This is a genomic window from Epilithonimonas bovis DSM 19482 (genome assembly GCF_900108115.1).
Taxonomy (GTDB): domain Bacteria; phylum Bacteroidota; class Bacteroidia; order Flavobacteriales; family Weeksellaceae; genus Epilithonimonas; species Epilithonimonas bovis.
The window spans coordinates 1-25,089 of the sequence record NZ_FTPU01000027.1 but is presented as its reverse complement, the minus strand read 5'-3'; the positions used below and the strand labels follow the sequence as shown (position 1 = coordinate 25,089).

At 38.7% G+C, this 25,089-nt stretch carries 22 protein-coding genes; 10 read left to right on the top strand and 12 right to left on the bottom strand.

Going from position 1 to position 25,089, the window contains the following annotated elements; all coding sequences use genetic code 11:
* Positions 1-100: 100 nt before the first annotated feature.
* The 4 genes from B0B05_RS11470 to B0B05_RS11455 all read left to right on the top strand — a co-directional run bounded on the left by B0B05_RS11470 (position 101) and on the right by B0B05_RS11455 (position 5,620).
* A complete protein-coding gene (locus tag B0B05_RS11470) occupies positions 101-3,448 on the top strand; it encodes a methylmalonyl-CoA mutase family protein (RefSeq protein WP_076783780.1) in 3,348 nt (1,115 codons plus the stop codon).
* Between the two features lie 41 nt (positions 3,449-3,489).
* Positions 3,490-4,545, top strand: coding sequence for a hypothetical protein (locus B0B05_RS11465; protein WP_076783779.1), 1,056 nt, complete (start codon positions 3,490-3,492; stop codon positions 4,543-4,545).
* A 173-nt stretch (positions 4,546-4,718) separates the two neighbouring features.
* The gene (locus tag B0B05_RS11460; RefSeq protein ID WP_076783778.1) at positions 4,719-5,198 is read left to right on the top strand and encodes a BON domain-containing protein; all 480 of its coding nucleotides are present in this window, start codon (positions 4,719-4,721) and stop codon (positions 5,196-5,198) included.
* Between the two features lie 5 nt (positions 5,199-5,203).
* Positions 5,204-5,620: an SH3 domain-containing protein gene (locus tag B0B05_RS11455; protein WP_076783777.1), complete on the top strand. Its 417-nt coding sequence runs from the start codon at positions 5,204-5,206 to the stop codon at positions 5,618-5,620.
* Between the two features lie 50 nt (positions 5,621-5,670).
* Here the strand turns inward: B0B05_RS11455 and B0B05_RS11450 are convergent, their stop codons facing one another.
* Both B0B05_RS11450 and B0B05_RS11445 read right to left on the bottom strand, forming a co-directional pair.
* Complete coding sequence (locus B0B05_RS11450; protein ID WP_076783776.1) at positions 5,671-6,642, bottom strand: glycosyltransferase family protein; 972 nt, start codon at positions 6,640-6,642, stop codon at positions 5,671-5,673.
* A 45-nt stretch (positions 6,643-6,687) separates the two neighbouring features.
* Complete coding sequence (locus B0B05_RS11445; protein ID WP_076783775.1) at positions 6,688-7,512, bottom strand: UDP-2,3-diacylglucosamine diphosphatase; 825 nt, start codon at positions 7,510-7,512, stop codon at positions 6,688-6,690.
* A 328-nt stretch (positions 7,513-7,840) separates the two neighbouring features.
* Here B0B05_RS11445 and B0B05_RS11440 point away from each other — a divergent pair, with 328 nt between their 5' ends.
* The 3 genes from B0B05_RS11440 (at position 7,841) to B0B05_RS11430 (ending at position 11,099) form a co-directional block, all read left to right on the top strand.
* The gene (locus tag B0B05_RS11440) at positions 7,841-9,076 is read left to right on the top strand and encodes a dicarboxylate/amino acid:cation symporter (protein WP_076783774.1); all 1,236 of its coding nucleotides are present in this window, start codon (positions 7,841-7,843) and stop codon (positions 9,074-9,076) included.
* Positions 9,077-9,733: 657 nt separating this feature from the next.
* Positions 9,734-10,843, top strand: a complete 1,110-nt coding sequence (locus B0B05_RS11435; protein ID WP_076783773.1) for an Mrp/NBP35 family ATP-binding protein — start codon at positions 9,734-9,736, stop codon at positions 10,841-10,843.
* A gap of 4 nt (positions 10,844-10,847) precedes the next feature.
* Positions 10,848-11,099: a NifU family protein gene (locus B0B05_RS11430; protein WP_076783772.1), complete on the top strand. Its 252-nt coding sequence runs from the start codon at positions 10,848-10,850 to the stop codon at positions 11,097-11,099.
* A gap of 36 nt (positions 11,100-11,135) precedes the next feature.
* Here the strand turns inward: B0B05_RS11430 and B0B05_RS11425 are convergent, their stop codons facing one another.
* Both B0B05_RS11425 and B0B05_RS11420 read right to left on the bottom strand, forming a co-directional pair.
* Positions 11,136-11,468 (bottom strand): YkvA family protein, encoded by a 333-nt coding sequence (locus tag B0B05_RS11425; protein WP_084173946.1) that lies wholly within the window; start codon positions 11,466-11,468, stop codon positions 11,136-11,138.
* Between the two features lie 100 nt (positions 11,469-11,568).
* The gene (locus tag B0B05_RS11420; protein WP_076783770.1) at positions 11,569-12,585 is read right to left on the bottom strand and encodes an NAD(P)H-dependent glycerol-3-phosphate dehydrogenase; all 1,017 of its coding nucleotides are present in this window, start codon (positions 12,583-12,585) and stop codon (positions 11,569-11,571) included.
* A 294-nt stretch (positions 12,586-12,879) separates the two neighbouring features.
* Here B0B05_RS11420 and B0B05_RS11415 point away from each other — a divergent pair, with 294 nt between their 5' ends.
* The gene (locus tag B0B05_RS11415) at positions 12,880-13,746 is read left to right on the top strand and encodes a M23 family metallopeptidase (RefSeq protein WP_076783769.1); all 867 of its coding nucleotides are present in this window, start codon (positions 12,880-12,882) and stop codon (positions 13,744-13,746) included.
* Between the two features lie 104 nt (positions 13,747-13,850).
* Here the strand turns inward: B0B05_RS11415 and B0B05_RS11410 are convergent, their stop codons facing one another.
* The 8 genes from B0B05_RS11410 to smpB form a co-directional block, all read right to left on the bottom strand.
* A complete protein-coding gene (locus B0B05_RS11410) occupies positions 13,851-15,185 on the bottom strand; it encodes a trigger factor (protein WP_076783768.1) in 1,335 nt (444 codons plus the stop codon).
* A gap of 129 nt (positions 15,186-15,314) precedes the next feature.
* On the bottom strand, positions 15,315-15,908 hold the full coding sequence (locus B0B05_RS11405) for a hypothetical protein (protein WP_076783767.1): 594 nt from the start codon (positions 15,906-15,908) through the stop codon (positions 15,315-15,317).
* 75 nt (positions 15,909-15,983) lie between these two features.
* Positions 15,984-18,374 (bottom strand): TonB-dependent receptor, encoded by a 2,391-nt coding sequence (locus B0B05_RS11400; protein ID WP_173786370.1) that lies wholly within the window; start codon positions 18,372-18,374, stop codon positions 15,984-15,986.
* Positions 18,375-18,581: 207 nt separating this feature from the next.
* Positions 18,582-18,938: a hypothetical protein gene (locus tag B0B05_RS11395; RefSeq protein WP_076783766.1), complete on the bottom strand. Its 357-nt coding sequence runs from the start codon at positions 18,936-18,938 to the stop codon at positions 18,582-18,584.
* Positions 18,939-19,002: 64 nt separating this feature from the next.
* A complete protein-coding gene (locus B0B05_RS11390) occupies positions 19,003-20,031 on the bottom strand; it encodes a nucleoid-associated protein (protein WP_076783765.1) in 1,029 nt (342 codons plus the stop codon).
* Positions 20,032-20,135: 104 nt separating this feature from the next.
* Positions 20,136-20,876 carry a YebC/PmpR family DNA-binding transcriptional regulator gene (locus tag B0B05_RS11385; protein ID WP_076783764.1) on the bottom strand — a complete coding sequence of 247 codons (741 nt, stop codon included), beginning with the start codon at positions 20,874-20,876 and terminating at the stop codon, positions 20,136-20,138.
* A 94-nt stretch (positions 20,877-20,970) separates the two neighbouring features.
* On the bottom strand, positions 20,971-22,485 hold the full coding sequence (locus B0B05_RS11380) for an OmpA family protein (protein WP_076783763.1): 1,515 nt from the start codon (positions 22,483-22,485) through the stop codon (positions 20,971-20,973).
* 67 nt (positions 22,486-22,552) lie between these two features.
* Entirely contained in the window at positions 22,553-23,017 is a 465-nt protein-coding gene (smpB, locus tag B0B05_RS11375) for an SsrA-binding protein SmpB (RefSeq protein ID WP_076783762.1), read from the bottom strand.
* Between the two features lie 73 nt (positions 23,018-23,090).
* Between smpB and B0B05_RS11370 the strand changes: the two genes are divergently transcribed.
* Both B0B05_RS11370 and B0B05_RS11365 read left to right on the top strand, forming a co-directional pair.
* Entirely contained in the window at positions 23,091-24,713 is a 1,623-nt protein-coding gene (locus B0B05_RS11370) for an ABC-F family ATP-binding cassette domain-containing protein (RefSeq protein ID WP_076783761.1), read from the top strand.
* 127 nt (positions 24,714-24,840) lie between these two features.
* A partial coding sequence (locus B0B05_RS11365) for a transposase (RefSeq protein WP_143746007.1) occupies positions 24,841-25,089 on the top strand: 249 nt, incomplete at its 3' end.

Below are 25,089 nucleotides of genomic sequence, written 5' to 3'. Positions count from 1 at the left end.
TGATATTAATCGGCTGTAATTTTTCTATAATGACCGATTATTTTGAACGTTTTTCCTTTTCATAAAAAATATTATATTTGAAAACAATCGATTTTAAGAAATGCAAACCCAAAAATATACGCCAAAAAACAAAGTAAGAATTGTAACCGCAGCTTCGCTTTTCGATGGCCACGATGCTGCCATCAATATTATGCGCCGTGTCATCCAGGGAACCGGATGCGAGGTCATTCACCTTGGACACGATAAATCAGCAGAAGAAGTCGTGAACACAGCCATTCAGGAAGACGCCAACGCTATTGCCTTAACTTCATATCAAGGCGGCCACAACGAATATTTCAAATACATCTACGATCTTTTAAGAGAAAAAAACTCGCCGCAGATCAAAATTTTTGGCGGCGGCGGCGGTGTAATTTTGCCGGAAGAAATCAAAGACTTGATGAATTACGGGATTGACAGGATCTATTCTCCGGACGACGGCCGCGAATTGGGTTTACAGGGGATGATCGATGATTTGGTAAATAGATCAGATTTCGCAACGGGGAAAGATGTAACGGTAGAAGATTTAGATTCCATCAGTTTTGAAAACCCGACAAGCATAGCAAAGGTCATTTCAGCGGTTGAAAACTTTTCAGAAGAAAAACCTGAATTGGTAAAAGCAATCGACGAAAAATCAAAAGATTTAAATATTCCTATTATCGGCATCACAGGAACCGGCGGGGCAGGAAAATCTTCTTTAACAGACGAATTGGTAAGACGTTTCTTACGCTCAAATCCGGATAAAAAAATTGCGATTATTTCCATCGACCCATCGAAAAAGAAAACCGGAGGTGCGCTTTTGGGTGACCGGATCCGAATGAACGCCATCAATGACCCGAGAGTTTATATGCGTTCGATGGCGACGAGAGAAAACAACGTTTCGGTTTCTCCGTTCATCCATTCCGCTTTGAATGTTTTGAAACTGGCTCATCCTGATATTATCATCCTGGAAACTTCGGGTATCGGTCAATCCGGTTCAGAAGTTTCGGACATTGCGGATGTTTCGATGTACGTGATGACACCTGAATACGGAGCTTCCACACAGTTGGAAAAAATCGATATGTTGGATTACGCGGATCTTGTGGCTTTGAACAAGTCTGACAAACGTGGCGCCCTTGATGCGCTGCAAGCCGTAAGAAAACAGTTTCAGAGAAACCATTTATTATGGGAACAGCCATTGGATGAAATGCCGGTTTACGCAACAAAAGCTTCGCAATTCAACGATCACGGAACGACAGAATTATACAACAGATTGGTGTTTAAAGTAAATCAGAAGTTTGCTGATCTAAATTTAAAAACATTTGTTGAACAAGAAATTACTGACGAAGTAACGATTATTCCACCAAAAAGAGTCCGTTACCTTTCTGAAATTGTTGAAAACAACAGACAATACGATGCAAACATCGAAAAACAAGCTGAATTAGCCAGAACAATGTATCATATTGACGGCGTTAAAAAAATCATCTCCAATGAAACTTTAGACGCTGAATATCAAAAAGCTGAAAAAGAACTCTGGCAGGAAAACATCGACTTCCTGAAAACCTGGGATGATACGAAAAAAGCCTTCCACGAAGAGTTTTACTCCTATTTTGTAAGAGGAAAAGAAATTAAAGTAGCGACCTCAACAGAATCTTTATCTCATCTTAGAATTCCAAAAATCGCTTTACCAAAATACAATGATTGGGGTGATCTGATCAAATGGAAAGGCCAGGAAAATCTTCCGGGAAGTTTCCCTTACACCGCAGGAATTTATCCTTTCAAAAGAACAGGAGAAGATCCGACAAGAATGTTCGCCGGAGAAGGAGGCCCCGAAAGAACCAACAGAAGATTCCATTATGTTTCTGCGGAAATGCCTGCAAAACGACTTTCGACAGCTTTCGATTCTGTGACTTTATACGGGCAAGATCCTGCTCTACCACCGGATATTTATGGTAAAATCGGAAATGCGGGCGTTTCAATCGCGACTTTGGATGATGCGAAAAAACTCTATTCCGGATTTGATCTGGTAAATGCATTGACTTCAGTTTCAATGACGATTAATGGTCCGGCTCCGATGTTGTTGGCTTTCTTTATGAATGCAGCGATCGATCAGAATGTTGAAAAATACATCGCTGAACATCATTTGGAAGCAAAAGTTGAAGAAGTTTTAAAGGCAAAATTCGACGACAAAGGCTTAGAAAGACCAAAATATAACGGAGAACTTCCGCCTTCCAATAATGGTTTAGGTTTAAAATTATTAGGAATCACAGGTGACGAAATTATTCCTGCCGATGTCTATGCTGAAATCAAAGCTAAAACGATTGCGACCGTCCGTGGAACAGTCCAGGCTGATATTTTAAAAGAAGACCAGGCTCAGAACACCTGTATTTTCTCGACTGAATTTGCTTTAAGACTGATGGGCGACGTTCAGGAATATTTCATCAAAGAAAAAGTAAGAAATTTCTACTCGGTTTCTATTTCAGGATATCACATTGCGGAAGCGGGCGCCAATCCTGTTTCCCAGTTGGCATTTACCTTAGCAAATGGCTTCACTTACGTTGAATATTATTTGTCAAGAGGAATGAACATCAATGATTTTGCACCGAATTTATCCTTCTTTTTCTCGAACGGCATCGACCCGGAATATTCAGTAATCGGACGTGTGGCAAGAAGGATCTGGGCAAAAGCAATGAAACTGAAATACGGTGCCGACGAAAGAAGCCAGATGTTGAAATATCATATTCAAACTTCAGGACGTTCGCTTCACGCACAGGAAATTGATTTTAACGATATCAGAACGACTCTTCAAGCGCTTTATGCCATCTACGACAACTGTAATTCGCTTCACACCAACGCTTATGACGAAGCGATTACCACTCCGACTGAGCAATCGGTAAGAAGAGCAATGGCAATCCAGCTGATTATCAATAAAGAATTAGGATTAGCGAAGAACGAAAATCCGTTACAAGGTTCATTTATTATTGAAGAATTAACAGATCTGGTGGAAGAAGCCGTTTATGCAGAATTCGACAGAATTACGGAAAGAGGTGGCGTTTTGGGTGCGATGGAAACGATGTATCAGCGTTCAAAAATCCAGGAAGAATCGATGCATTACGAATGGCTGAAACACACCGGAGAATATCCGATAATCGGCGTTAATACGTTCTTAGGAAAAGACGGCTCGCCAACGGTTCTTCCGGGAGAAGTGATCCGCTCGACCGAGGAAGAAAAGCAGGCTCAGATCGAAAATCTTCATAACTTCCAGAAAGCCAATGAGAGTAAATCTTCTGAAGCTTTAAAACAATTACAACACGCTGCGATCAATCAGCAGAATTTGTTTGAAGTAATGATGAATGCGGTGAAATACTGTTCGCTGGGACAGATTACCAATGCTTTGTTTGAAGTGGGTGGTAAGTATAGAAGGAATATGTAAAAAATCTCAAACCTTGAAGGTTTCTTTAATTAAAAAAGCAGATAAAAGACGTCAAAATAGAATTCCGAAAACCCATTTATCCGGTTTCACAAGATCTCCAAAAATACATGGAGAACAACAATCGTGTGACGGGATTTCGTTTTCATTATGATGATCTTTTGAGATTTTCCGGCTATACATCGGTATTGGACAAAGATGGCCAGGACACTTTGTGGCTGAGTGTCTATTATTCAGAATTTGAGCACGCTGAGATCGAAGCCAACCTCAACAAAATCTATACTTTACTGCATTCTGACGGTGATGAGGATGTCCTGCCCTTTCTCACAGTAGATTCTATCCATTACTGCACATTTGGGAACTCAAAGCCGTTCCGTATCCGGGTTCGTAATATTTTGAATGATAATTACACTAATTTTTATATCAAAAAAGCCGATGCTTCCAGATTATACGGCCTGGAACTGGAGGATATCCTGTCTTTCAACCGGATTAATTTCCTCATTTATGAAGATACGCTGATAGAAGAGCATATATTGGGAATCCCAGGTGATATTTTTATTAAGGAACATCTGGAAAACTGCTCGGATCAGGAAAAATCCCAGATTGCCAAAGAATTTGTGAAGTTTAACGAACGTTGCATGCTTGGCCTTCTGGGTGATATGCGGTCATATAATTATGTGATCATTCCCACGCACGATTTCGATCAGGTTGTTTACAGGATCCGCGCCATAGATTTTGATCAACAGTCGTATGAGGGACAACTGAAAATCTATCTTCCTCAATATTTTAAGGAAAACCAAAAAATGGTAGAGCTTGTAAATGAAAAACTAAAGCCTAGCTCCGTAGAACAGTATCGTAAAGAAGTGCGCTCAGCCATCGCTAAACGTGCATTGGCCAGCCAGCTGCGCTTACAGCAACTTCTTGACATTATGAAAAATGACCGTATCTCTACGGTAGACTATATTACCCAACTTAAAACAGCTTTGCAGAAATTGACTTACAACACACAATTTTTAAAATGCGAAAGCATGGGCGAAATTTTGGAAACCGGTCTGAGATTCGTTGTCCGGAACTACCAGCATACCAATATCCGAAGATAATTAAAAATTTTTTCCAAGAACGAATCTATTAATTTTAACTAATTTTAATTGTCTCTTTAAAAAAGTTTTTAACTTTACTAAAATCAAAACCTTGAATCAATAATCAAACAGTTGATATTGTTTTGGCACAAGTTTTAATACTATAAAACACAATATAAATAATTTTTTATACTATGAAAAAATCAATCAAAATTGCTGCCCTTGCACTGATGGTGTCTATGACAGCTGTTTCTTGTAAAAAGAAAGTATCTGATGCAGAATTAACATCTCAGGCCACAACTGCCATTACCGCTTACCCTGGCACTTCTGTTGAAGTAAAAGAAGGAGAAGCACATCTAAGTGGTGTTTTTGCTACAGAAGCTGACAAACAGGCTGCTATCGATGCTTTGAAAAAAGTTCAGGGCGTTAAAGATGTCCATGATATGGCTACTGTAACACCTGCTGCTGCACCGGTAGAAGTGAATGCTGTAGATGCAACTGTACTACAAAAAGTGAATACAGCAATTAAAGATATCCCGGGTGTGAAAGCTGAAGACGTCAACGGTACATTAACCTTAACAGGATCTACTACTTCTGCTAATGCCAGAAAAGTAAAAGAATCTGTAGATGCGCTTAAAATTGGTAAATACGATAACAAAATCACAGTAAAATAATACAAATGAGTTTACAAGAAAAATATGCAACTGTAGTTTCTGCGGCTCAGTCAGCAGGACTTTCAGATTTGTCAGTTCAGGAACAGGGTGGTGTTCTATACATTACCGGGAAAGCGTCTAACAGTGCGTCAAAAGATACTGTATGGAATGCCCTAGGTGCTATTGACCCATCATATACAGCAACCGATATCAATATTGATGTTCAGGTTTCTGGATTAGCTGCCGGTGCTTCCTTAACAGTTGATACAGACCAATCTAACCTTAACATCAGACAGGAGCCTTCTACCGAAGCTGCCGTTGTAGGAAAAGCTGCAAAAGGCGAAGTGGTAACGCTCGTAGAGCAATCTTCTGAAGACTGGTGGAAAATCAAGACCAAAGATGGCGAAGAAGGTTACGCCTATTCCAGATATCTGAAAGCTTAATATGATGGACATATATTAACATAAAACCTGCAACAACTTGCAGGTTTTTTTTATGTATTGAGGACATCATTCATAATAATTGATTCGATATTATTGGGGTAATCTACCGTCAGGGATTTATAGGAGCCGATCCATTGGCGGATCTTAACCGGATCCAGTCGGTCTGCAAAGGCCACGCCCATCTTACTTAGCGCAAAAGCATTGCACGCCTGCTCATATTGATTATCTATCGGGATAACAAATAATTTCTTGTGCATAAAAAGAGCCTCTGCAGGCGTTTCAAAACCGGCGTTACACAGGATACCTTCGCAGGACTCAAACAGCTGCAGGTATTTTTTCTCATCAATGGGGAAGATCTCAACATTCCCAAACCGTTGGGATTGAGAGGCATATTTGGAAAAAACCTTCCACTCGACATCTATCCGAGTGAGGAAATTGGTGATTACTTCGTCTGAAAAACTGGGTAGATAAACCAGATAGTGGCCCATATTATTGGGGCTAAGGTTTCTGATTTTTTGCCGGATCACAGGTTTTTTGATAAGAGAATTATAATTATCAAAATGAAATCCTATTTTCTTTTCACACGGGACATAATACTTAAGGATCATATCACCAAACCAATCTTTTTTGTCAGGCTTTGGCGTTTCCTTAAAAGATAACGACGCCTGATGGCTGAGTTCTATAATCGGGTAATGTTTCATTTTTGCCGCCCAACCCGTCAATGGTTCAAAATCGTTGATAATAAGGTCATAAGCGGACAGATCAAGATCCCGTATGACTTTAGCGGCTTTGCAAAAGCTATTTTGCAATAATGTTTTTTTGTAAGACAACCCACCTACTTTGTTATACAGCAGGGAAATACCTCTAAATCTGAAATCAATATCAAAATCGGATCTCAGCTGTGTCTGATGCCCGCTAATCAATGTATCTACCAACGCATGTTTTTTCAAAATAGGGATAATCTCCTGCGCACGTGCCAGATGACCATTTCCTGTACCCTGGAAGGCATATAGTATTTTCATTTTTTTCTGTTCTATTATTCGGTATTAGTTACTCATATTGCATTCTCACACCACTTGCGTCACCAGTTTCATCAATAATGTACTGTTGATTTCTTGCATCTCATCAGGATCATCATCAGTGAGGAGATGCTTTTCATCGTCGTAGAAAAAAAGTTTCCACTCATCATTATGATATTCTAAAGCTGAGAGGCTTTCTATCCAATCTCCGGAATTAAGGTAAGTACATCGGCCTTTTTTATTCCTCACTTCACGGATCTGTGGCTGATGGATATGTCCGCAAATAACATAATCAAATTGATTTTCTATTGCCAGTTCCGATGCTGTCAACTCAAAATCACCAATGTATTTCACTGCTTTTTTGACATTATTTTTGATCTTCCCGGAGAACGAATATTTCTCTTTACCGGCTTTTTCCAGAGCCCAGTTGACCAAATTATTAAAAGCAATCAGCAGATCATAACCTTTCCCGCCCAGTTTTGCAATCCATTTGGAGTGCTGTACCGATGCGTCAAAAACATCACCATGGAAGATCCAGGCTTTCTTGTCGCCGAGTTTCAGGATATGTTTGTTGCAAAGTTTGAGTTTTCCCAGCTCAAAATCGGTAAAACTGCGGAACGCCTCATCATGATTGCCGGTGATGTAGAAGACATCAGTCCCCTTGGTTGCGAACGTAATCAGCTTTTTGACAACCTTTAAGTGAGACTTAGGAAAATAAGATTTCTTAAACTGCCATATATCTATAATATCACCATTCAAAATCAAAGTTTTGGGCCTGATGGCATTGAGATATCTCAGCAATTCTTTGGCTTTGCAGCCATAGGTGCCCAGATGTACATCAGAAATAATTACAATTTCTACATCTCTTTTCATATACAGTTTCTTATTTTTTAATGGTCATATACAATCTCCATAACCTTTGTAGGCATTTGTGTTTCCGGATCCTGACGATTTCATTGGCAATCCTATTGATACAAAGAACGAATACTAATTTAAACTGAACGTGAATGCTATTTTATTTTTATAGTCTGGAAACAGGTGATTTTTCATTTGGCGATTAATATTAATTTAAAAAATAAGCCATAATTCTCTCAAAAATATTAGTTTTGTTCAATTACAATTCTTACAGGACTTATGATTTTGCTTTTCAGATGCTGATTAGCTGCTGATCTAAGCCTGATAAACATTTAGAAAATAATATATGAAAGGTCAAAACAAGCTGTTTTTCGCAATCATTATTGCATTAGTTTTAGGCGTCATCCTGGGTGGTACCGTACATACTGCCTACCCGGACTCTGCCGATGCGTTTGCGAAAAATGTGAAACTGCTGGGCACGGTTTTTATCCGCCTCATCCAGATGATTATAGCACCACTTGTGTTTTCTACCTTGGTTGTGGGTATTGCAAAAATGGGCGATATCAAAATGGTTGGGCGTGTTGGTACCAAGGCTATGCTCTGGTTTATCACTGCTTCTTTGGCTTCACTGATGATCGGTTTGGTATTGGTTAACTGGCTGGAACCCGGGCATGTAACACAATTGCCCATTCAGGATGCTTCGTCAGCAACCGAGATTGTGAGCAGCAGCAAAGGTTTTTCTATGGAGGACTTTGTAAAGCATGTGATCCCAAAAAGTTTGTTTGAGGCTTTTGCCACCAACGAGGTGCTGCAGATCGTGGTATTTTCTGTCATGTTTGGGATTGCACTCTCTGCTATGGGTGAGGATTATGTAAAACCGGTTATCAAAGGCCTCGATATTATTTCGCATGCTATCCTGAAAATGGTGGGCTACATCATGTGGGTAGCGCCTTTGGGTGTTTTTGGCGCCATTGCAGCCGTAGTTGCAACCAACGGTTTTGAAATATTTAAAGTCTATGCTATCTATCTAAGAGATTTCTTCTTTGCGTTGGCCATCCTTTGGCTTGTCCTGCTTTTGGTAGGTTATCTGATATTGGGCAACCGCCTTTTTGAGTTATTAAGAAGAATCAAAGAACCTTTACTCATCGCCTTTTCTACCACAAGTTCCGAAGCAGTTTTCCCAAAATTGGTAGAAGAACTGGAGCGTTTTGGCTGCAACAGCAGGATTGTATCTTTCATTTTGCCTTTGGGATATTCTTTCAATCTGGATGGCAGTATGATGTACATGACTTTTGCGTCGATTTTCATTGCACAGATCTACGGTATCGATATGCCGCTTGGCCAGCAGATCATCATGCTTTTGGTTTTGATGTTAACGAGTAAAGGGATTGCAGGTGTACCGAGAGCGAGTTTGGTAATCATAGTAGCTGCGTGTGGAATGTTTGACATTCCTGTTGAAGGCATTGCACTGATTTTACCAATCGACCACTTCTGCGATATGGGAAGAAGTATGACCAATGTTTTGGGAAATGCGCTGGCGACATCAGCAGTGAGCAAATGGGAAGGGCAACTGGAAAATTAAGGGATTGTATTAATGCCTAAGATCTCAATAAAATTGGCCTGTTCAGCAATGTCAGTCTGAGGCTCTCGACGACTTTATGAATTGAATTTCCTTTAAAATATTTAGAGGTCATAAGATATTTTCATATCCCAAACATTCTTTATCAAAAGGGTTTCTGACTATTTTTAATTCTCGCTGATTATTCCTATTATGCTGATGCTAAATTTAAAATCTGTAAAATCAGCCTGATCAGTGAGGATATTACATTTTTAGGTATGTAACTAAATTATGATGTCTAAAAATATTTTATGATTTTATAAAAGTTGGCAGAAATTGAGTTTTTGCTGACCATGTTTAAATTGATGACATAAACCCATAGCCCTGATGGGAACGGCATCCTTTTTTGGCAATGTGGGGAAAAGCTACAATTAAGATACTTTACGCCAATCGCAATGACAAAAAAGATACAGTGGACAGCAGGTTCCCGGCTCCTAATTGAGCTGCGTGAGGGTTGATGGATTTTTACGTCGTGCTGATCTAGCGAACACTAATGCGCGCCAACTCTCCCACCAAAGACGCCTGCCAAAAATCATCAACATAGACAAAATCACAAACTGTATTAATTCTAATTTAATTTTAAAATCCGTAAATTTGTAATCACTTAAGAATAATAAATTTATGCTGACGAAATCGAAAGTTCAGGATTTTCTGAAAGAGATAGAGGTTGATGATCTTGTGAGTAATTTCCAGGTAATGGGCGATGATGTTTATATAGATATGACGGCCCACTCGCCTGCCATGCACGAGAAAAAGAAACTGGAAGTAGCGATGAAACAAGCGTTTGCTTCAGAATTTGGTGACCATATCAATCTGAAACTGAAAATTGCTTCCCCCGAGTTGCCTGCCACACCGCCAACTAATGAAATCAAAGGGAAACAGATCGCCGGAATCCAGAATATTATTGCGATTGCTTCCGGAAAAGGTGGCGTAGGTAAGTCTACAGTTGCCGCCAACCTGGCAGTAACGTTGGCAAAAATGGGTTTCAAAGTTGGGTTGTTGGACGCAGACATCTACGGGCCATCTGTTCCCACCATGCTGGATACCGAAGGACAAAAACCTATTTCTGTAGAAGTCAACGGCAGAAACCTGATGAAACCGATTGAGAATTACGGTGTAAAAATGCTGTCTATCGGATATTTTTCAGGTGCCAACCAGGCTGTAGTCTGGAGAGGGCCAATGGCTTCTAAGGCACTAAACCAAATGATCCGCGATGCCGACTGGGGTGAACTGGATTTTCTTCTGATAGACCTTCCTCCGGGAACTGGTGATATTCATTTATCAATCATTCAGGAAGTTCCTGTTACAGGTGCGGTGATTGTTAGCACGCCACAGCATGTAGCACTTGCGGACGTAAGAAAAGGGATTGCCATGTTCAATATGGAGAGCATTAATATCCCGGTTTTGGGACTGATAGAAAATATGGCTTATTTTACGCCAGAAGAGTTACCTGACAATAAATATTATATCTTTGGAAAACAGGGAGCTCAGTTTATGGCAGAGGATCTGGGAATTCCCGTTTTGGGAGAGATCCCTTTGGTGCAAAGCATCCGCGAAGCAGGTGACGTAGGAAGACCTGCTGCATTGCAGGAAAACTCAAAAATAGCCGAAGTGTATATTAAAACGGCTCAAAACATGATAGAAAGCCTTGTAGAGAGAAATACCAATTTACCACCTACAGAAGCTGTAAAAATTACAACCATGGCAGGTTGTTCGCCTAAGAAAAAGTAAAAATATGAACGATACAAACCAAATTCAGGAAGAGCTGGTAACCAAAGTGATGGAAGCTCTGGAAAGTATCCGCCCTTTTCTAAATAAAGATGGCGGTGATATAGAGCTTGTGGATGTGCAGGGCAGCACGGTTACCGTAAGGCTCCTGGGACACTGCTCCAGCTGTAATATCAGTACCTCTACAATGAAACTGGGCGTGGAGAACACGATCAAGCAGTTTGCACCCGAGATAGAAACTGTTATCAACGTTGAATAAAAAAAACCGATTCTTGTAAGAATCGGTTTTTTTTTGTTATTCTACAATCTCTGCGTCTATAACTTTCGGATTTTTGGACTGGCTTTCCCAAAGCAGGAATTTATCTACTTCTTTCATCAGCAAAGGGATGGCAAATGCCAAAATTGCTAAATCATCTAAAGCTCCTACAAAAGGAACAAAATCCGGAATAATATCAATTGGCGATAATACATAGACCAATGCCAATGCCGGCAAAAGCACATCGGTAAACTTCATCTTGTATTCGCCTTTGTAATAAAGTTTGAACATCCGGAAGACTGCCGGGATCTTCTGTAAAAACCCTTTGTGCTTGATGGCTTCCTGAGCCAGTTTAAATTTTGAATATTTCATTTTGTGTCTAATGTTTTATTACTTTGACAAAAAAATTTGCAAGATCTATTCCAATCCGATTGCGCTATATTATAATTAACGTTTCTTAGGAAAAATACCTTTAGGTTAGTTTCTCTGTCAATTTAGCAAACTGCTTTTCAGCATTTTTATCTTCGTACAAGATATCGTAAACGGTATTGATGATGGGTAGTTTCAGTTTCTTTTCCTTACAGATAGAATAGATTCCTTTTGTGGCATAATAACCTTCCGCCACCATACTCATAGACTGAATGGCAGATTTTACGGTATAACCCTTACCAATCAGATTACCCAGATTTCTGTTTCTGGAAAATAGTGAATAAGCCGTTACAATCAGGTCACCCAGGTATGCGCTATCATTCACATCTCTGGGTTCTGGATAAATAGCTTCCAAAAAAGTCTCCATCTCGCGGATGGCGTTGGACACGTACACTGCGATAAAGTTATCTCCATAACCCAAACCACTTGCAATACCTGCACCGATGGCATAGATATTTTTAAGGATGGCCGAATACTCATTACCTAGGATGTCACTGCTTGTATTAACTTTTATATAGCAAGAAGAAAGAATATCCTTCATCACCTCTGCATCCTCCTGTTCTGCCACAGCCACCGTAAGATAAGACAAGCGCTCCATCGCTACTTCTTCCGCATGGCAAGGCCCGGCAATTACCGCCTGGTTCTTATATCCTATCTTGAAGGTATCTCTCAGATAATGGGCAACAATATCATTATGCTTAGGCACAATCCCTTTGATTGCAGAGCAAAATAGCTTATCCTGATAATCACAGGTTAGCTTTTCCATAGATTCTGCAAGGTAAATCGAAGGGACTGCCAAGATAACGACATCACAATTGGATACCAATTCATTGATATCAGTTGTAAGATTAAGTTTTTTAGTATTAAATGAAACGGTTGTAAGGTAGGTTGGGTTGTGGCCGCGCTGCTCAATAGCACCTTTTACAAATTCGTTACGCACACACCAATGCACGGTTTTGCAATTTTCCAACAGCATCTTAACGATAGCTGTGGCAAAACTTCCACTTCCTAAAACTCCAACTCTGGTATTTATAGAGGTTTTAGTCAATTTCTTTGTCATTTTTGTTTGGCTTTTTTAGCAATTACAAATCTAAGGTAAATTATAGATTTCCGGTAATAATATGGACTTAAGTAGAGGAAAGAAAATAGAGAAAAGATAAAAAACTTACAATCCAACTATTTTAGTTTTTAAATATATCATTTAATTCTTTTGAAGGACTTAACATCTAATCCGGAGCCTCAATATTCAATACTTGCATCTAATAGAATTAATGAAAATATTGTACCGCCCGAACTCTCAACTAATGACAAAAATAAATTTTCATACTTTTGCTGTCCATTTTAAAATTGATTGATGCTTAATTTCTTAAAATCAAAAAAGAAAAAAAATATTGTTTTGATCCTGCTGCTTATCATCTGTTTTTCCCAGGCATTGCTGATAGCAAAAATGTATGATAGCAAAGATGATAAAGTCTACAACGTGAATATCGTTAAAATTAATAATGAAAAAGACAGTGTAGACCACCTGCAGCTGAAAACCGATCTTGCTATTGTAGACCAGAGCATCAGAAATATTGACGGTTTTCTAAAATCAAAAAATGTTTCTGACCTGCAGATAGAAAGACTAGCCAAGGACAGCCTGGAAAACGAAGTCTACCTTGCTAAAATAAGCAACCGATACAGCCAATACCTGGTAGATCTGGAGCAAAAACTGCAGCAGGTGCCACTGGGAATTCCTACAGATGGCTATATCTCATCTAACTTTGGTATCAGAAAAAATCCTATCCCTCCTAAAAACAACGAAGCTGCAAAAGCTTCTGAACCGACGGACAGTGCCACTGTTCGGCGCCAGGCCATGATAAAAGAAGACAAAAACGCTTCTGTCAATGCGCCGGCAGAAAAAGATCAGCTGCAGTTTCACAAAGGGCTGGATATTGCTGTTGGGTTTGGGAGCCCTGTCAATTGTGCCGCATCCGGAAAGGTAATTTTTGCAGGGCAAAAAGGCGGTTATGGTAACTGCATCATTATAGAACACAGCAATGGTTTGGCCACGCTCTACGGCCACCTCTCCGAGATTCTTGTGGAAACCAATGACAGGGTGAAGACCGGTCAGGTCATTGCAAAGTCGGGGAATAGCGGACGATCTACCGGACCACATCTGCACTATGAAGTGCATAAAAACAATCAACCTGTCAATCCAAGATTATTTCTGAATTTTTAGGGTTTTACTTATCCTTCGTCAGCTCAAGAGTCTTTTCGCTAATACATAAAGCATAAAAAAACGCTCCGTAATACGGAGCGTTTTCTATTGTTATCCCAAAAAGATTATTTCTTAAGTTCTTCCAAAAACTCATCGTGAGAGATTTTGGTTTCTTTCTTTTTAGATTTTTCCAAGATGACATCTTTCAGTTTTGCCATTGCAACTTCTGAGGAAATTTGTCTTACCTGATTTTCATCTTTAAGCATTTCCGCAGCATATTTCTGAACCTCTTCATCAGATAAATGGTGGATACCGTAGATAGCCAACTGGTTTCTTACCAATTGCTCTGCTTGTCCTAAAACTTCTGCATAATCTAACTGTATGTTGTTATCATTCATCAGTTTACCTTCCAGGATCTGACCTTTGATGATATTTTTCTCCGCTTCAAGGATTTCTTTTGCCTGCTCTTCGGAAGTAATGTTTTGGTTAGAGAATATTAACCATTTGATAAGGAAAGTTTCCGGCAAAGCCACTTCCTGTTTTTCGTTAACCTGCTCAAGGATTTTGTTAACGAAATGTACATCAGCATTCTGTTGGAAGTATTCGTCCAATTCTTTTTTCACTCTTTCTCTAAGTTCTTCCTCAGACTTAATCTCGTCTTTGCCATATACTTTATCAAAAAGCTCTTGGTTAAGCTCTGCCAAATTCAATCCATAGATATCTTTTACAGTTACTTCTACCTCGTGGTGGTGCAGGTGCTCCGCTTCTTCTTTAGAAAATCCTAATTGTTTTGCCAATTCTTCTTTAGCTACAAGGTCTTCTTTAGACACTTTTACAGAGTCATCTTTCTTCAGTTTTTTAACCAAATCATAAGCTTCTTTTTGCTCTTTGGAGATGGTTACATTTTTTGGATGGTGGTGGTGCTCACCTTCCGCATCTGCTTCTACAACCTGAGAAACTTCCAGTGCCACGTAAGAATCTTTTCCGATTTTTTCTTCCGGCAATCTTTCTGCAAAACGTTTCTGCATATTCTCCACACTTGTAGAGATCTCTTTATCAGACGCTTCTACTTTGTAATGAGGCGCTTCGTATTGTGAAAGGTCTACTGTAAACTCAGGCTCATAACCTACTTCAAAAGCTACAGAAAGAGAATCTGCATTATGATCAAAATCATTAACCGGCTGAGGAACTGGTTGCCCTACCAGTCTTAGTTTGTTTTCATTAACGTAGTTATTCAACGCATCAGAAATCTGCTTATTGATCTCTTCATAAGCAATCCCAGCCTCATATTGTTTTCTCACCATGCTCAATGGCACTTTCCCTTTTCTGAAACCAGGAACCTGCGCATTTTTTGCATAGTTAATCAGTTGTTTCTCTACTTTATCTTTATAATCAGATTTTTCCAAAGTTACCGTAAGCAATGCACTTACATCATCGTGGTTTGTCGCTGTAACGTTCATTAATTGAATTTTTTAGGTTGCAAAAATAGGAATTTTTGAACAATAAATGAAATGAATTGAATCATAAAAAAGATAAAAAAAACCTGAATCCAATGTTGGACTCAGGTTTTTTATCCGAATTAAATTATATTAGTTGGATAGTCCAAAGTTTGCCACTGCATCATCTTCAGCTTTAGCACCAGCAGTTCCCCACTGGATACCGTTAGTTGAGGTAACAGCCGCTTCATTAGGTTGCAAATCTTCTTTTTGCTCAGCATGTTTTAGTGTTAAAACCAAAGCTGCTGCATTAGAAGAGTTATTTACTTTGTTCACAGTCCACTTTGTTTTAAGCCCTACTTTGTGCGTAGCTGTTGTAGAGTCATCTCCATCAAGTCTTTCTACATCAATCTTAGAATTAGGGAAATTAAAGATTAGAAAGTGGTTGTCTTTTGCTTCTTTGATTTCTCCTGTAACATCTTCGGTACCGTTCATAAACTGTGCTTCTACATTGTAAGTTTTACCATCTACCAGTTTTATTGTTGGAACAGTGGAACTTCCAAGCAGAAAATTGTATGGTACGCTATTTCCAGCTTCATCCGTCACATGCAAGATAACATTCGTCATCTCTTCCTGTGGTAAATCATCTGCTTCATCATCATCTCTGTGACAAGATGTCAACCCAAAAACTAATAATAATACGGCAAAAATACTTGCCACTATTCTTAATCTAAACTTGTTTTTCATTGTAAAAAAATTTGATTGTTAATAAATATTTGATTTTTTTTTAAAGCTTTTACTAATTATTGCTTCATTAATATTTTAAAATTTATACCTAAAGTTGAGGATAAAACTCCTTCCCAGTTCGTAGGCAAAATATCTCATACGGTTCATATAATCTCGGTATTCGGTGTTCAGTACATTATTTATTTGGAGACCCATTGTCAAATGCTGCGTAATGTCAAAACCTGCTTGTACGTTCCATAAAGTATAAGCGGGCGGCGTTGAACTGAAATCCAACGTTTTGTTGACCAATTCCCCATCAGCATTGTAATCCTGATATGTCAAATCCATAATAGGATATCTGTTCTGATGCAAAACCGTTTTGTTTTCGATATTCAGATACAGATGATTCCATTTCTCGAAATTAAACTGTAGGGAATTGTTTAAATTGAGCGGCATCATAAAAATGAGCGGCACATCATTCGTTAGATCCTGCCCGTGGACATAAGACATATTACCTTTATAAGTAACATTGTTTGAAATTTTGAGATCCACATCCAAATCCAAACCGTACATTTTTGCATCTATCTGCTGGTAAAGCCAAACAGGAAATGCACCGGCTTGCGTATTCTGAAGTACACCATTAGGAACTTGGTTAATAAAATTCTTTGTCATGAAAAAATAAGGATTCACAGAAATTTCCAATCCCTCCAATACATTGAATTTGGCATCAGCAACCAAATTGAACTGATGGCTGTCTTCATTGGTTATATTCATATTTCCCCTTTCGATAATTGCTGCAGAGTGGTGCAGACCATCTGAGAACAATTCTGCCGGATTGGGTGTACGAGCTAATCTGGCATAATTAAATTTGAGGTTAAAGCTGTCTGACGGATGATATTCCAATCCTGCATTGTAGGAGAAATTATGATAATCCAGTTTTGGCCTTGTTAAGACTCTGTTACCATATGTCCGGACATAAAACTGAGGAAATATATCAGCATAATATCTCTGCCAGTCACTTTTATCATACCATTTGGTTGCGTCATAAAAATTGTAGTCAAAACGGGCTCCGGCTTCTGCATTAAGATGTGGTGTAATTTTATACTTAAAGATTGAATACGCACCCGCAGAAAGCTTGTCATAATTCGGAATCAATCGTCTGGCTTCTGTTATTGGGTCAGAATAATTGTTTTGATAAAGGGCATCAATACCTGTTTCCAGTGACCAATGTTCTCTCTCGAGAAGATCATTAACATTCAGCTGATGCGTTGTAAGCGCTAAATCGAGAGAAGGGACTTTATCCAATTCCGCCGTTCTTCTGATATCAAACTCCTGGCGGTGGTTATATTGAAAACTATAAGTGGCAGAAAGTTTACCAATACTTTCAAACCTGTTGAAAGCTGATACTTTTTCAATATGATGCTCAATCAACTGTCTTGGGTTATTAATATCATAACTAAAATCCCCGGAATATAGCGGCACATCTCTGTACATAGCCTTTGCATAATCACCAGGAGAATGCACATGGGAATCCCGAAGAATCCCAAGATTCTGATTGGTAAGATAATAATCAAAAGAAATCCCTTTTTTATAAGAATTATTCTGAAGCGTAAAGCTGAATGATGAGAAATCCTTACCCGTATTTTTAAGATTATATTGCGGCGCTGACAGATCACCTAGTTTCATAATGCTTCCCGTAGATTTTACAGCCCAGCCATTTTCCCAGACTTTTGCGATATCTACATCGGTGCTGATTCCGCGTCCGTTGGATATCCCGGAGAGATTTACGGAACCTTTCAGGGTGTCCTTTTTAGGGAAAATTTCTGGCTCAAGCACTACTACACCGCCTATTGCATCGGTACCATATTTAAGAGCTGCAGCGCCTTTCACTACATCAATATGCTGGAAATTATTAATATCTACATTGGGTGCGTGCTCTATCCCCCATTCCTGTTCTGCAAGCTTTACTCCATTATTAAGAATCGATATTCTGCTGCCATATAAACCATGAATGATTGGTTTTGCAATATTGTTACCGGTCTTCAAAGTGGATACGCCAGAGATCTTAGAAAGCAGGTTGCCGAGGTTTTCCGTTACATTTTTCTCAATATCAGATTTATCCAGAGTTTTCACAATCATAGTCCAGTTATTCTTATGATTGCCATGTACAGTTACAGCTTCGATCTCGTTGATATGATGCTCCAGGCTGATGCTGAGATGCAGGTTACTTTTGACATTAATTGATTGAGAATAACTTTCGCAATCGGGATGCGAGGCCACCAGGGTATAATTACCCGCCGGGATCTCTTCCAACCTGAAGTTTCCCGTGTTATCCGTTTTCGCAGAATATTTGCCAATAAGCACCGTAACGTTTTGCAGTGCTGTTTTGTCATGGAAATCCTTAACAGTTCCTTCTACAGAAAACTTCTGTGCTGAGACTAATGCCAGGCCAAAAAAGACCAACATCAGATTAATAATATATTTCATAATGATTTATTATATACTTAATGTATATGAGATGGCACAGATTTTAACTGCCCATCATCTGCATAAACCGTTAAAACATTAATTAGACCAAATGATCTCAATAATGATCCGGTATAGCGTATCGATTCAATTACGAACGTTCCGGGTTCGATAAAGAACTGGAAGCATAAGAATACGCACGGGAAAATCCCGTGAGAAAATAGAAATTTAAGAAATTGCGGGCGGCCCGCGAAGATTGAATGTAAATTTGGTTTGTGACCAGATTTTTTCCTGAACAGAAATGATTTCTTTGACCTGACATGTATAATCTTCGAAATGAAAACTAAACTGTTCGGGTGCCAAAGTATTACCAGTAGCGATAAAATGGCAAGAGAGGCAATCGCCTGATTTCTCCTGGTTCAGATTAATTTTAGAAAATTTGACCTCAGATTTCTTAAAGCTTAAGTGATCAAATTCTGTCTTGTGATTGTGAAGGAGTGAAGAAAAGAGAAATACAAAAAGATAACTGACGGCAAAAAAAGTCGCAGTTACAATTTTTAGTATTTTATTCTTTCTCACAAACATGTTTGCAAAGTTACGACATTATCTGCAAGGTTTGCTCAAAATATTCATAAACATAGCAAGCAAATTATTTTTCCTCTTCAAAATAAAGCCTGTAATATTTACCTTTTTCATCCTGGCCGGTTTCTATCATTTTTCGGTCCCCGTGTATATAGATATGAAAATTTTTATCCAGCTTTATAATAGATTTAAAGTGTCTTTGCTGTTTTTTTACGGCTTGAGTATTGATTGGGAAATCTTCTGAAATAGAGATTTGCATATCCTGCTCATAATCAGATTTGAAATTTGAGAAGCTCTCGATCACATTCTCGTCTTCCAAAACTTCTTTAACAAAATCATCGTACTTAAACTCTTCTTTTTCTTTAAAAAAATTAATGGATTTATTCAGGAAATCTGCCTGGTCAGCTTTGGAAACTTCAAACTCCTCCGGTAATTTTTGTGTAATGAAGTCTTTGTAAACGGTTAAGGTTTCCTGCGTATGGAAGTATTCGTCATCCCGTTGTTTTACTTTGAGAAAATCCTCGAACCAATAATACATATCGCCGTTTTTATTATTATCTACAACTGATAATATGTATCCGCTCTCTTTGTCATTATTGTAAATCAGTGCTGCTTTATCAATTTTTGACAGGCTGATGCCTTGGTCTTTTTCGATATCAAATGTATCATCCTGCGGGAAAATCTTGAGAAAGGACTCTCTTTTTTCGGTCTTAAAAATACCTATGGAATCAATGGGTTTGTTTTCTCCGTCAGCAGATTCGATAGCTTCACCCTGAAAGTATACTACAAATAACTCACCCGCCTGAACACGCGGATTTTCCGCTGCTTCATAAAGATGTTTAGCAATATTCTCGGACTCCCACTGGAATTTATCCTTGTCTTCAAATATCTCTGAAACAGAACTGTAAACCGGATTATTAACCAAATAAGAATCACTGTAAAACTGGAATTGCTCTTCTGATTTGAAAGCACTTAGGAAATAATTCCCCAACAACTCCTTCATATCATCCTCCAACTGTAATTCTTCCTGAGAAAGCATCAAAGATTCCCCATTAATTTTGTTACCGACCCTGTGTACTGTAATTTTTGAAAACATGTTATCTGATTGAGGATGCAAATATAATCATCCCAAAATAAAAAATGGCCCATTAACAATGAGCCAAGCTATGATATGTATTAAATTAAAACTTAATAGGTTTGTTAGATAGTTTCCAAATGTTCATCTGTAATCTCCATATTATGGAAAACATTTTGCACATCGTCATCTTCATCAAAACGCTCCAGCATTTTCATATTTGATTTAAACTGTTCTTCATTCACATCTTTGGTATTGTTAGGAATCCTTTGCAATTCCGCACTTTTTGCCTCAATACCCAACTCATCCAATTTGTGCGACAGAGATCCAAAATCTTCAAAAGCTGTGGTGATCAAAACCTCTTCTTCATCTTTCTCAACATCTTCTGCTCCACCATCTATCATCTCCATTTCAAAATCGTCCCAATCCATTTTGATCTGAGCCAAATCAATGGTGAAAATTCCTTTTCGGTCAAAGATAAACGCCAGTTCTCCGTTTTTACCAAGGTTACCATCAAATTTGTTAAAGATTGCTCTTACATTGGCTACAGTTCTGGTAGGATTGTTGGTCGTACATTCTACAAAAAATGCAACACCACCCTGGCCATAGCCTTCATAAGTAATCTCTTCATAATTTTCTGCATCAGCACCACTGGCTTTTTTTATAGCGCGCTCCACATTATCCTTAGGCATATTGGCGCCTTTAGCATTTTGGATACATCTTCTTAAAGCAGGATTGGACTCGGGGTCGGGACCACCAGCTTTTACAGCTAATGCTATTTCTTTACCGATTTTTGAAAATGTTTTAGCCATCTTGTCCCATCTGGCCATTTTTGATGCTTTTCTATATTCGAACGCTCTACCCATTTTGATGATTATTTATTATGCAAAAATACATAAAACAAAAAAATACCTCCAATAAATTGGAGGCATTTTTTATATCGAAATTAATTATTGCTAATTATTTTCTTTTCTTAGCTGGAGCTTTTTTCTTAGCTGGAGCTTTTTTCTTAGCTGGAGCTTTTTTAACTTTCACTGGAGTTGGATCATCGTAATCTCTCTTTTTAAGAGCATTCCACTGAGCCGCATCTTCTATAGCAGTTACAACTACTTTTCTATCAACTTGTCTTTCAGCATCACTTGCTTTAGCAGGAACAGTTGCTTTAGCAGCACCTACACCAATTGATTTAAGAGCGCTTGGATCAACACCTCTAGAGTCTAAAGCAACAACAACAGCAGCAGCTCTTTCTCTGGAAAGTTTCAAGTTGTAAGCAGCAGAACCTTTAGCATCAGTTCTACCTTCTAGCAAGTAGTGACCACCTTCTTTTTTGATTTGGTCCGCAGCAGCATCTAGAGCATCTTTAGAAGAAGGTTTGATAGTCGCTTTGTTGAAATCAAAGAATACACTTCCAAGTTTAGTTTCAACTTCTTTAGCTGTTACAGTTTTTGGTTTAGGACAACCTTGGTATTGTGGAAGACCTGGAACTGTAGGACAAGCATCATCTTTGTCTAATACACCGTCACCGTCTGTATCTGGCCAAGGACAACCTTTGTTTTCTACTGGTCCTGGAACTGTAGGACAAGCATCGTCTTTATCTAGTACACCGTCACCGTCTGTATCTGGCCAAGGACAACCGTTGTTTTCTTTAGGACCTGCTACATCTGGACATTGATCGTCTTTATCTGGAACACCATCTCCGTCTGTGTCAGGACATCCTTGGAATTCTGGTAATCCTGGAGTATCAGGACAAGCATCTTCTTTGTCTGGAATTCCGTCTTTATCTCTATCTGTATTTCCGAATCTAAATAATAGAGACGCTGAAGCTTGCCAGAAATTAGCGATGTTAGATTTATCAACTGGAGTAGTTACGTAATCACCCTGAACACCTAGACCAAAGTTTTTAGTAACCCAGAAATTGATACCAGCACCAGTACTTACTGTGAAGTGGTTAGCTTTTCCTGCATCTCCATCAGAGTTGAAAGCACCATAAGTACCTCCTCCTACTGTAGCTTTAGTATCTGTAACAGGGAAAGACATACCCGTATAGTCATGTCTTAGGTAGTTGGCACCTACTCTCAAGTAAGGGTCAAACCAAGACTCTTCGTCCCAAAGAAGACCAGCACCTTTGAATTGAAGACCAAGACCTGTCATTAGGAAAAATTCTTTATCCATAGCAAATCTCTTATTGTCAACATTTCCTACAGTCGTTTGCCAGTCAAGTACGATACCTTTACTAAGGCTTCTTGCAACCGTCAATTTAGATAATGGTGGAGTAATAGAATACTTCGATACTCCGAATAGGTTTTGTTCAAAATTTCTTAAAGAGAATGTATTGCTGAAATTATTTCTTTGAGCAACGTGATTCACTCCATGAGCACCTACTCCTATCACCCAAGGATTGGTAGTAGTTTGTGCGAAAACAGTAGAGGCAACCGTAAGCGCCAATGCTGAAATTCCTAATTTTAGATTTTTCATAGAATTAAATGATTAAATAATTGATAATGCAAAATAAATATAATTTTTCTTTATAAACAAAGTTTTTTTAACTTTTCTTTAATAACCGCTGGATGTTTAGCTTATTCTCTCTGTCTTTTATAGCTTCCCGTTTGTCGAAAAGTTTCTTACCTCGGCCTAATGCTATAAGTAATTTAGCCTTGCCTCTGTTATTGATATACAGCTTAAGCGGGATTATAGTATTCCCAACATCCTTTAACTTTTTTTTAAGTTTTTGCAATTCGTATTTATGCAGTAGCAACTTCCGTTCCCTTTTTATTTTGTGATTGTAAAAAGTTCCCAATTTGTACTCATCTATCATCATATTAATGACATACAATTCATCGTCAACGAACTGACAGAAGCTTTCTGTAATAGACGCCTTGGAAGAACGGAGCGATTTGATCTCGGTGCCTGTCAATACAATCCCAGCTTCATACTCTTCCAGAATCTCATATTCAAAGCGGGCACGTTTGTTAAAAATATTAACAGATTTTTCTATTTTAACTTTCATATATATGGTGGAGCCGGTACACTTCAGTATCCCAACTAATTTTCGTAATTTCGCAACAAATTTACAAAACTATATGTTAACAGTATCTAATTTATCATTACAATTCGGGAAGAGGGTTCTCTTTGACGAAGTTAATATAAAATTCACCAAAGGAAATTGTTATGGGATAATTGGTGCCAATGGTGCCGGAAAATCTACATTTCTTAAAATATTAAGCGGAAAACAGGAGTCTACATCAGGTAATGTATCTCTGGAACCGGGCAAAAGAATGTCTGTACTAGAGCAGGATCACTTTGCTTACGATAATTATACCGTATTAGAAACTGTCCTACGAGGGAACAATAAGCTCTATGAGATCAAAGAAGAGATGGACGCGCTCTATGCCAAAGAAGACTTTTCTGATGAAGACGGGATCAAAGCAGGCGAACTGGGTGTGATTTACGACGAGATGGGCGGATGGAATTCTGAAGCCGATGCACAGACCATGTTATCGAACGTTGGTATAAAAGATGACATGCACTGGCAAATGATGTCTGAACTGGAAAACAAAGACAAAGTAAGAGTGCTGTTAGCCCAAGCATTGTTTGGTAGTCCTGATGTTTTGATTCTGGATGAGCCTACCAATGACCTGGATATTGCTACCATTGCCTGGTTGGAGGATTTCTTGGCAGATTATGAGAATACCGTAATTGTTGTGTCTCACGACCGTCACTTCCTGGATGCTGTCTGTACACACATCGGAGATTTGGATTATTCTAAACTTAATCTTTACACCGGTAACTACTCATTCTGGTATCAGGCATCCCAATTGGCAACAAGACAGAGAGCCCAGGCTAATAAAAAAGCGGAGGAAAAGAAAAAAGAATTACAGGACTTCATCGCCAGATTCAGTTCTAACGTTGCTAAGGCAAAACAGGCTACGGCACGTAAAAAGATGATTGATAAGCTAAACATTGATGATATCAAACCTTCTTCCCGCCGTTATCCTGCCATTATTTTTGATATAGAGAGAGAAGTAGGAGATCAGATCCTGGATGTAAAAGGCCTTGAAAAAACAAAAGATGGAGAACTGCTATTCTCTAATATCGATCTTAACCTTAAAAAAGGAGATAAAGTAGCGGTTCTTTCCAGAAACTCATTGGCTATCACTGAGTTTTTCCAGATTATATCCGGCAACGAAGAGGCAGATAAAGGCACATATAACTGGGGCGTAACCACCAACCAGTCTTATATGCCACTGGACAATACAGAGTTTTTCCAGAACGATGACAACCTGGTGGACTGGTTGAGACAATTTACCAAAAATGACGAAGAGCGCCACGAAGAGTTTATGCGAGGTTTCCTTGGGAGAATGCTATTCTCCGGAGATGAAGCGCTTAAATCTTGTAAAGTACTATCCGGAGGAGAAAAAATGCGTTGCATGTTCAGCAGAATGATGCTTCAGAAAGCCAACGTTCTTCTTTTGGACGAACCTACCAACCACTTGGATTTGGAAAGCATCACAACACTGAACAACTCATTGAGCAACTTCAAAGGTAATCTTTTGCTATCTTCTCATGACCACGAATTATTGGAAACAGTCTGTAACAGAGTCATCGAACTAACGCCAAAAGGAATCATCGACAGAGAAATGAGTTATGACGAATACCTTTCTGATAAAAAAGTGAAGGAGTTGCAAGAGCAACTTTACGCTTAGATCCGAAATAAAACCATTAAATATTTGTCCTGATATTGTATATTTGATCAATATCAGGACATTTTATTTTATGAATATCCGTAATTACACATAATTTCGTATATTTACTTATAATTTAATTAGTTAGATGAATATATTTAGTTTTACAACGCATTTTGGGAGAGAGGAAGATTGCAGAATTCATTTTAAGGAGCAGAGAGATAAAATCGGAGTGGTTTGCAAGTGCGGTCACAAGGAGCATTTCTGGATTAAAAGCATCTGGAGCTACGAATGCAAAAAGTGTCGTAAAAGAATTTCCTTGAAAAGTGGAACGATTATGCAAAATTCTAATCTTTCATTCTTAATTTGGTACAAAACCATGTTTCTAATGAGCGTT

Bases quoted from the DNA above. Each gene is read 5' to 3' on its own strand.
- B0B05_RS11425 (WP_084173946.1), bottom strand. From the start codon at position 11,468: ATGAAATATTCAAAATTTAAACTGGCTCAGGAAGCCATCAAGCACAAA.
- B0B05_RS11445 (WP_076783775.1), bottom strand. From the start codon at position 7,512: ATGAAAAGAGATGTAGAAATTGTAATTATTTCTGATGTACATCTGGGC.
- B0B05_RS11400 (WP_173786370.1), bottom strand. From the start codon at position 18,374: ATGAAATATATTATTAATCTGATGTTGGTCTTTTTTGGCCTGGCATTA.
- B0B05_RS11460 (WP_076783778.1), top strand. From the start codon at position 4,719: ATGAAAAAATCAATCAAAATTGCTGCCCTTGCACTGATGGTGTCTATG.
- B0B05_RS11395 (WP_076783766.1), bottom strand. From the start codon at position 18,938: ATGTTTGTGAGAAAGAATAAAATACTAAAAATTGTAACTGCGACTTTT.
- B0B05_RS11470 (WP_076783780.1), top strand. From the start codon at position 101: ATGCAAACCCAAAAATATACGCCAAAAAACAAAGTAAGAATTGTAACC.
- B0B05_RS11415 (WP_076783769.1), top strand. From the start codon at position 12,880: ATGCTTAATTTCTTAAAATCAAAAAAGAAAAAAAATATTGTTTTGATC.
- B0B05_RS11370 (WP_076783761.1), top strand. From the start codon at position 23,091: ATGTTAACAGTATCTAATTTATCATTACAATTCGGGAAGAGGGTTCTC.
- B0B05_RS11450 (WP_076783776.1), bottom strand. From the start codon at position 6,642: ATGAAAATACTATATGCCTTCCAGGGTACAGGAAATGGTCATCTGGCA.
- B0B05_RS11380 (WP_076783763.1), bottom strand. From the start codon at position 22,485: ATGAAAAATCTAAAATTAGGAATTTCAGCATTGGCGCTTACGGTTGCC.
- B0B05_RS11435 (WP_076783773.1), top strand. From the start codon at position 9,734: ATGCTGACGAAATCGAAAGTTCAGGATTTTCTGAAAGAGATAGAGGTT.
- B0B05_RS11385 (WP_076783764.1), bottom strand. From the start codon at position 20,876: ATGGGTAGAGCGTTCGAATATAGAAAAGCATCAAAAATGGCCAGATGG.
- B0B05_RS11420 (WP_076783770.1), bottom strand. From the start codon at position 12,585: ATGACAAAGAAATTGACTAAAACCTCTATAAATACCAGAGTTGGAGTT.
- B0B05_RS11410 (WP_076783768.1), bottom strand. From the start codon at position 15,185: ATGAACGTTACAGCGACAAACCACGATGATGTAAGTGCATTGCTTACG.
- B0B05_RS11405 (WP_076783767.1), bottom strand. From the start codon at position 15,908: ATGAAAAACAAGTTTAGATTAAGAATAGTGGCAAGTATTTTTGCCGTA.
- B0B05_RS11440 (WP_076783774.1), top strand. From the start codon at position 7,841: ATGAAAGGTCAAAACAAGCTGTTTTTCGCAATCATTATTGCATTAGTT.
- B0B05_RS11430 (WP_076783772.1), top strand. From the start codon at position 10,848: ATGAACGATACAAACCAAATTCAGGAAGAGCTGGTAACCAAAGTGATG.
- smpB (WP_076783762.1), bottom strand. From the start codon at position 23,017: ATGAAAGTTAAAATAGAAAAATCTGTTAATATTTTTAACAAACGTGCC.
- B0B05_RS11390 (WP_076783765.1), bottom strand. From the start codon at position 20,031: ATGTTTTCAAAAATTACAGTACACAGGGTCGGTAACAAAATTAATGGG.
- B0B05_RS11455 (WP_076783777.1), top strand. From the start codon at position 5,204: ATGAGTTTACAAGAAAAATATGCAACTGTAGTTTCTGCGGCTCAGTCA.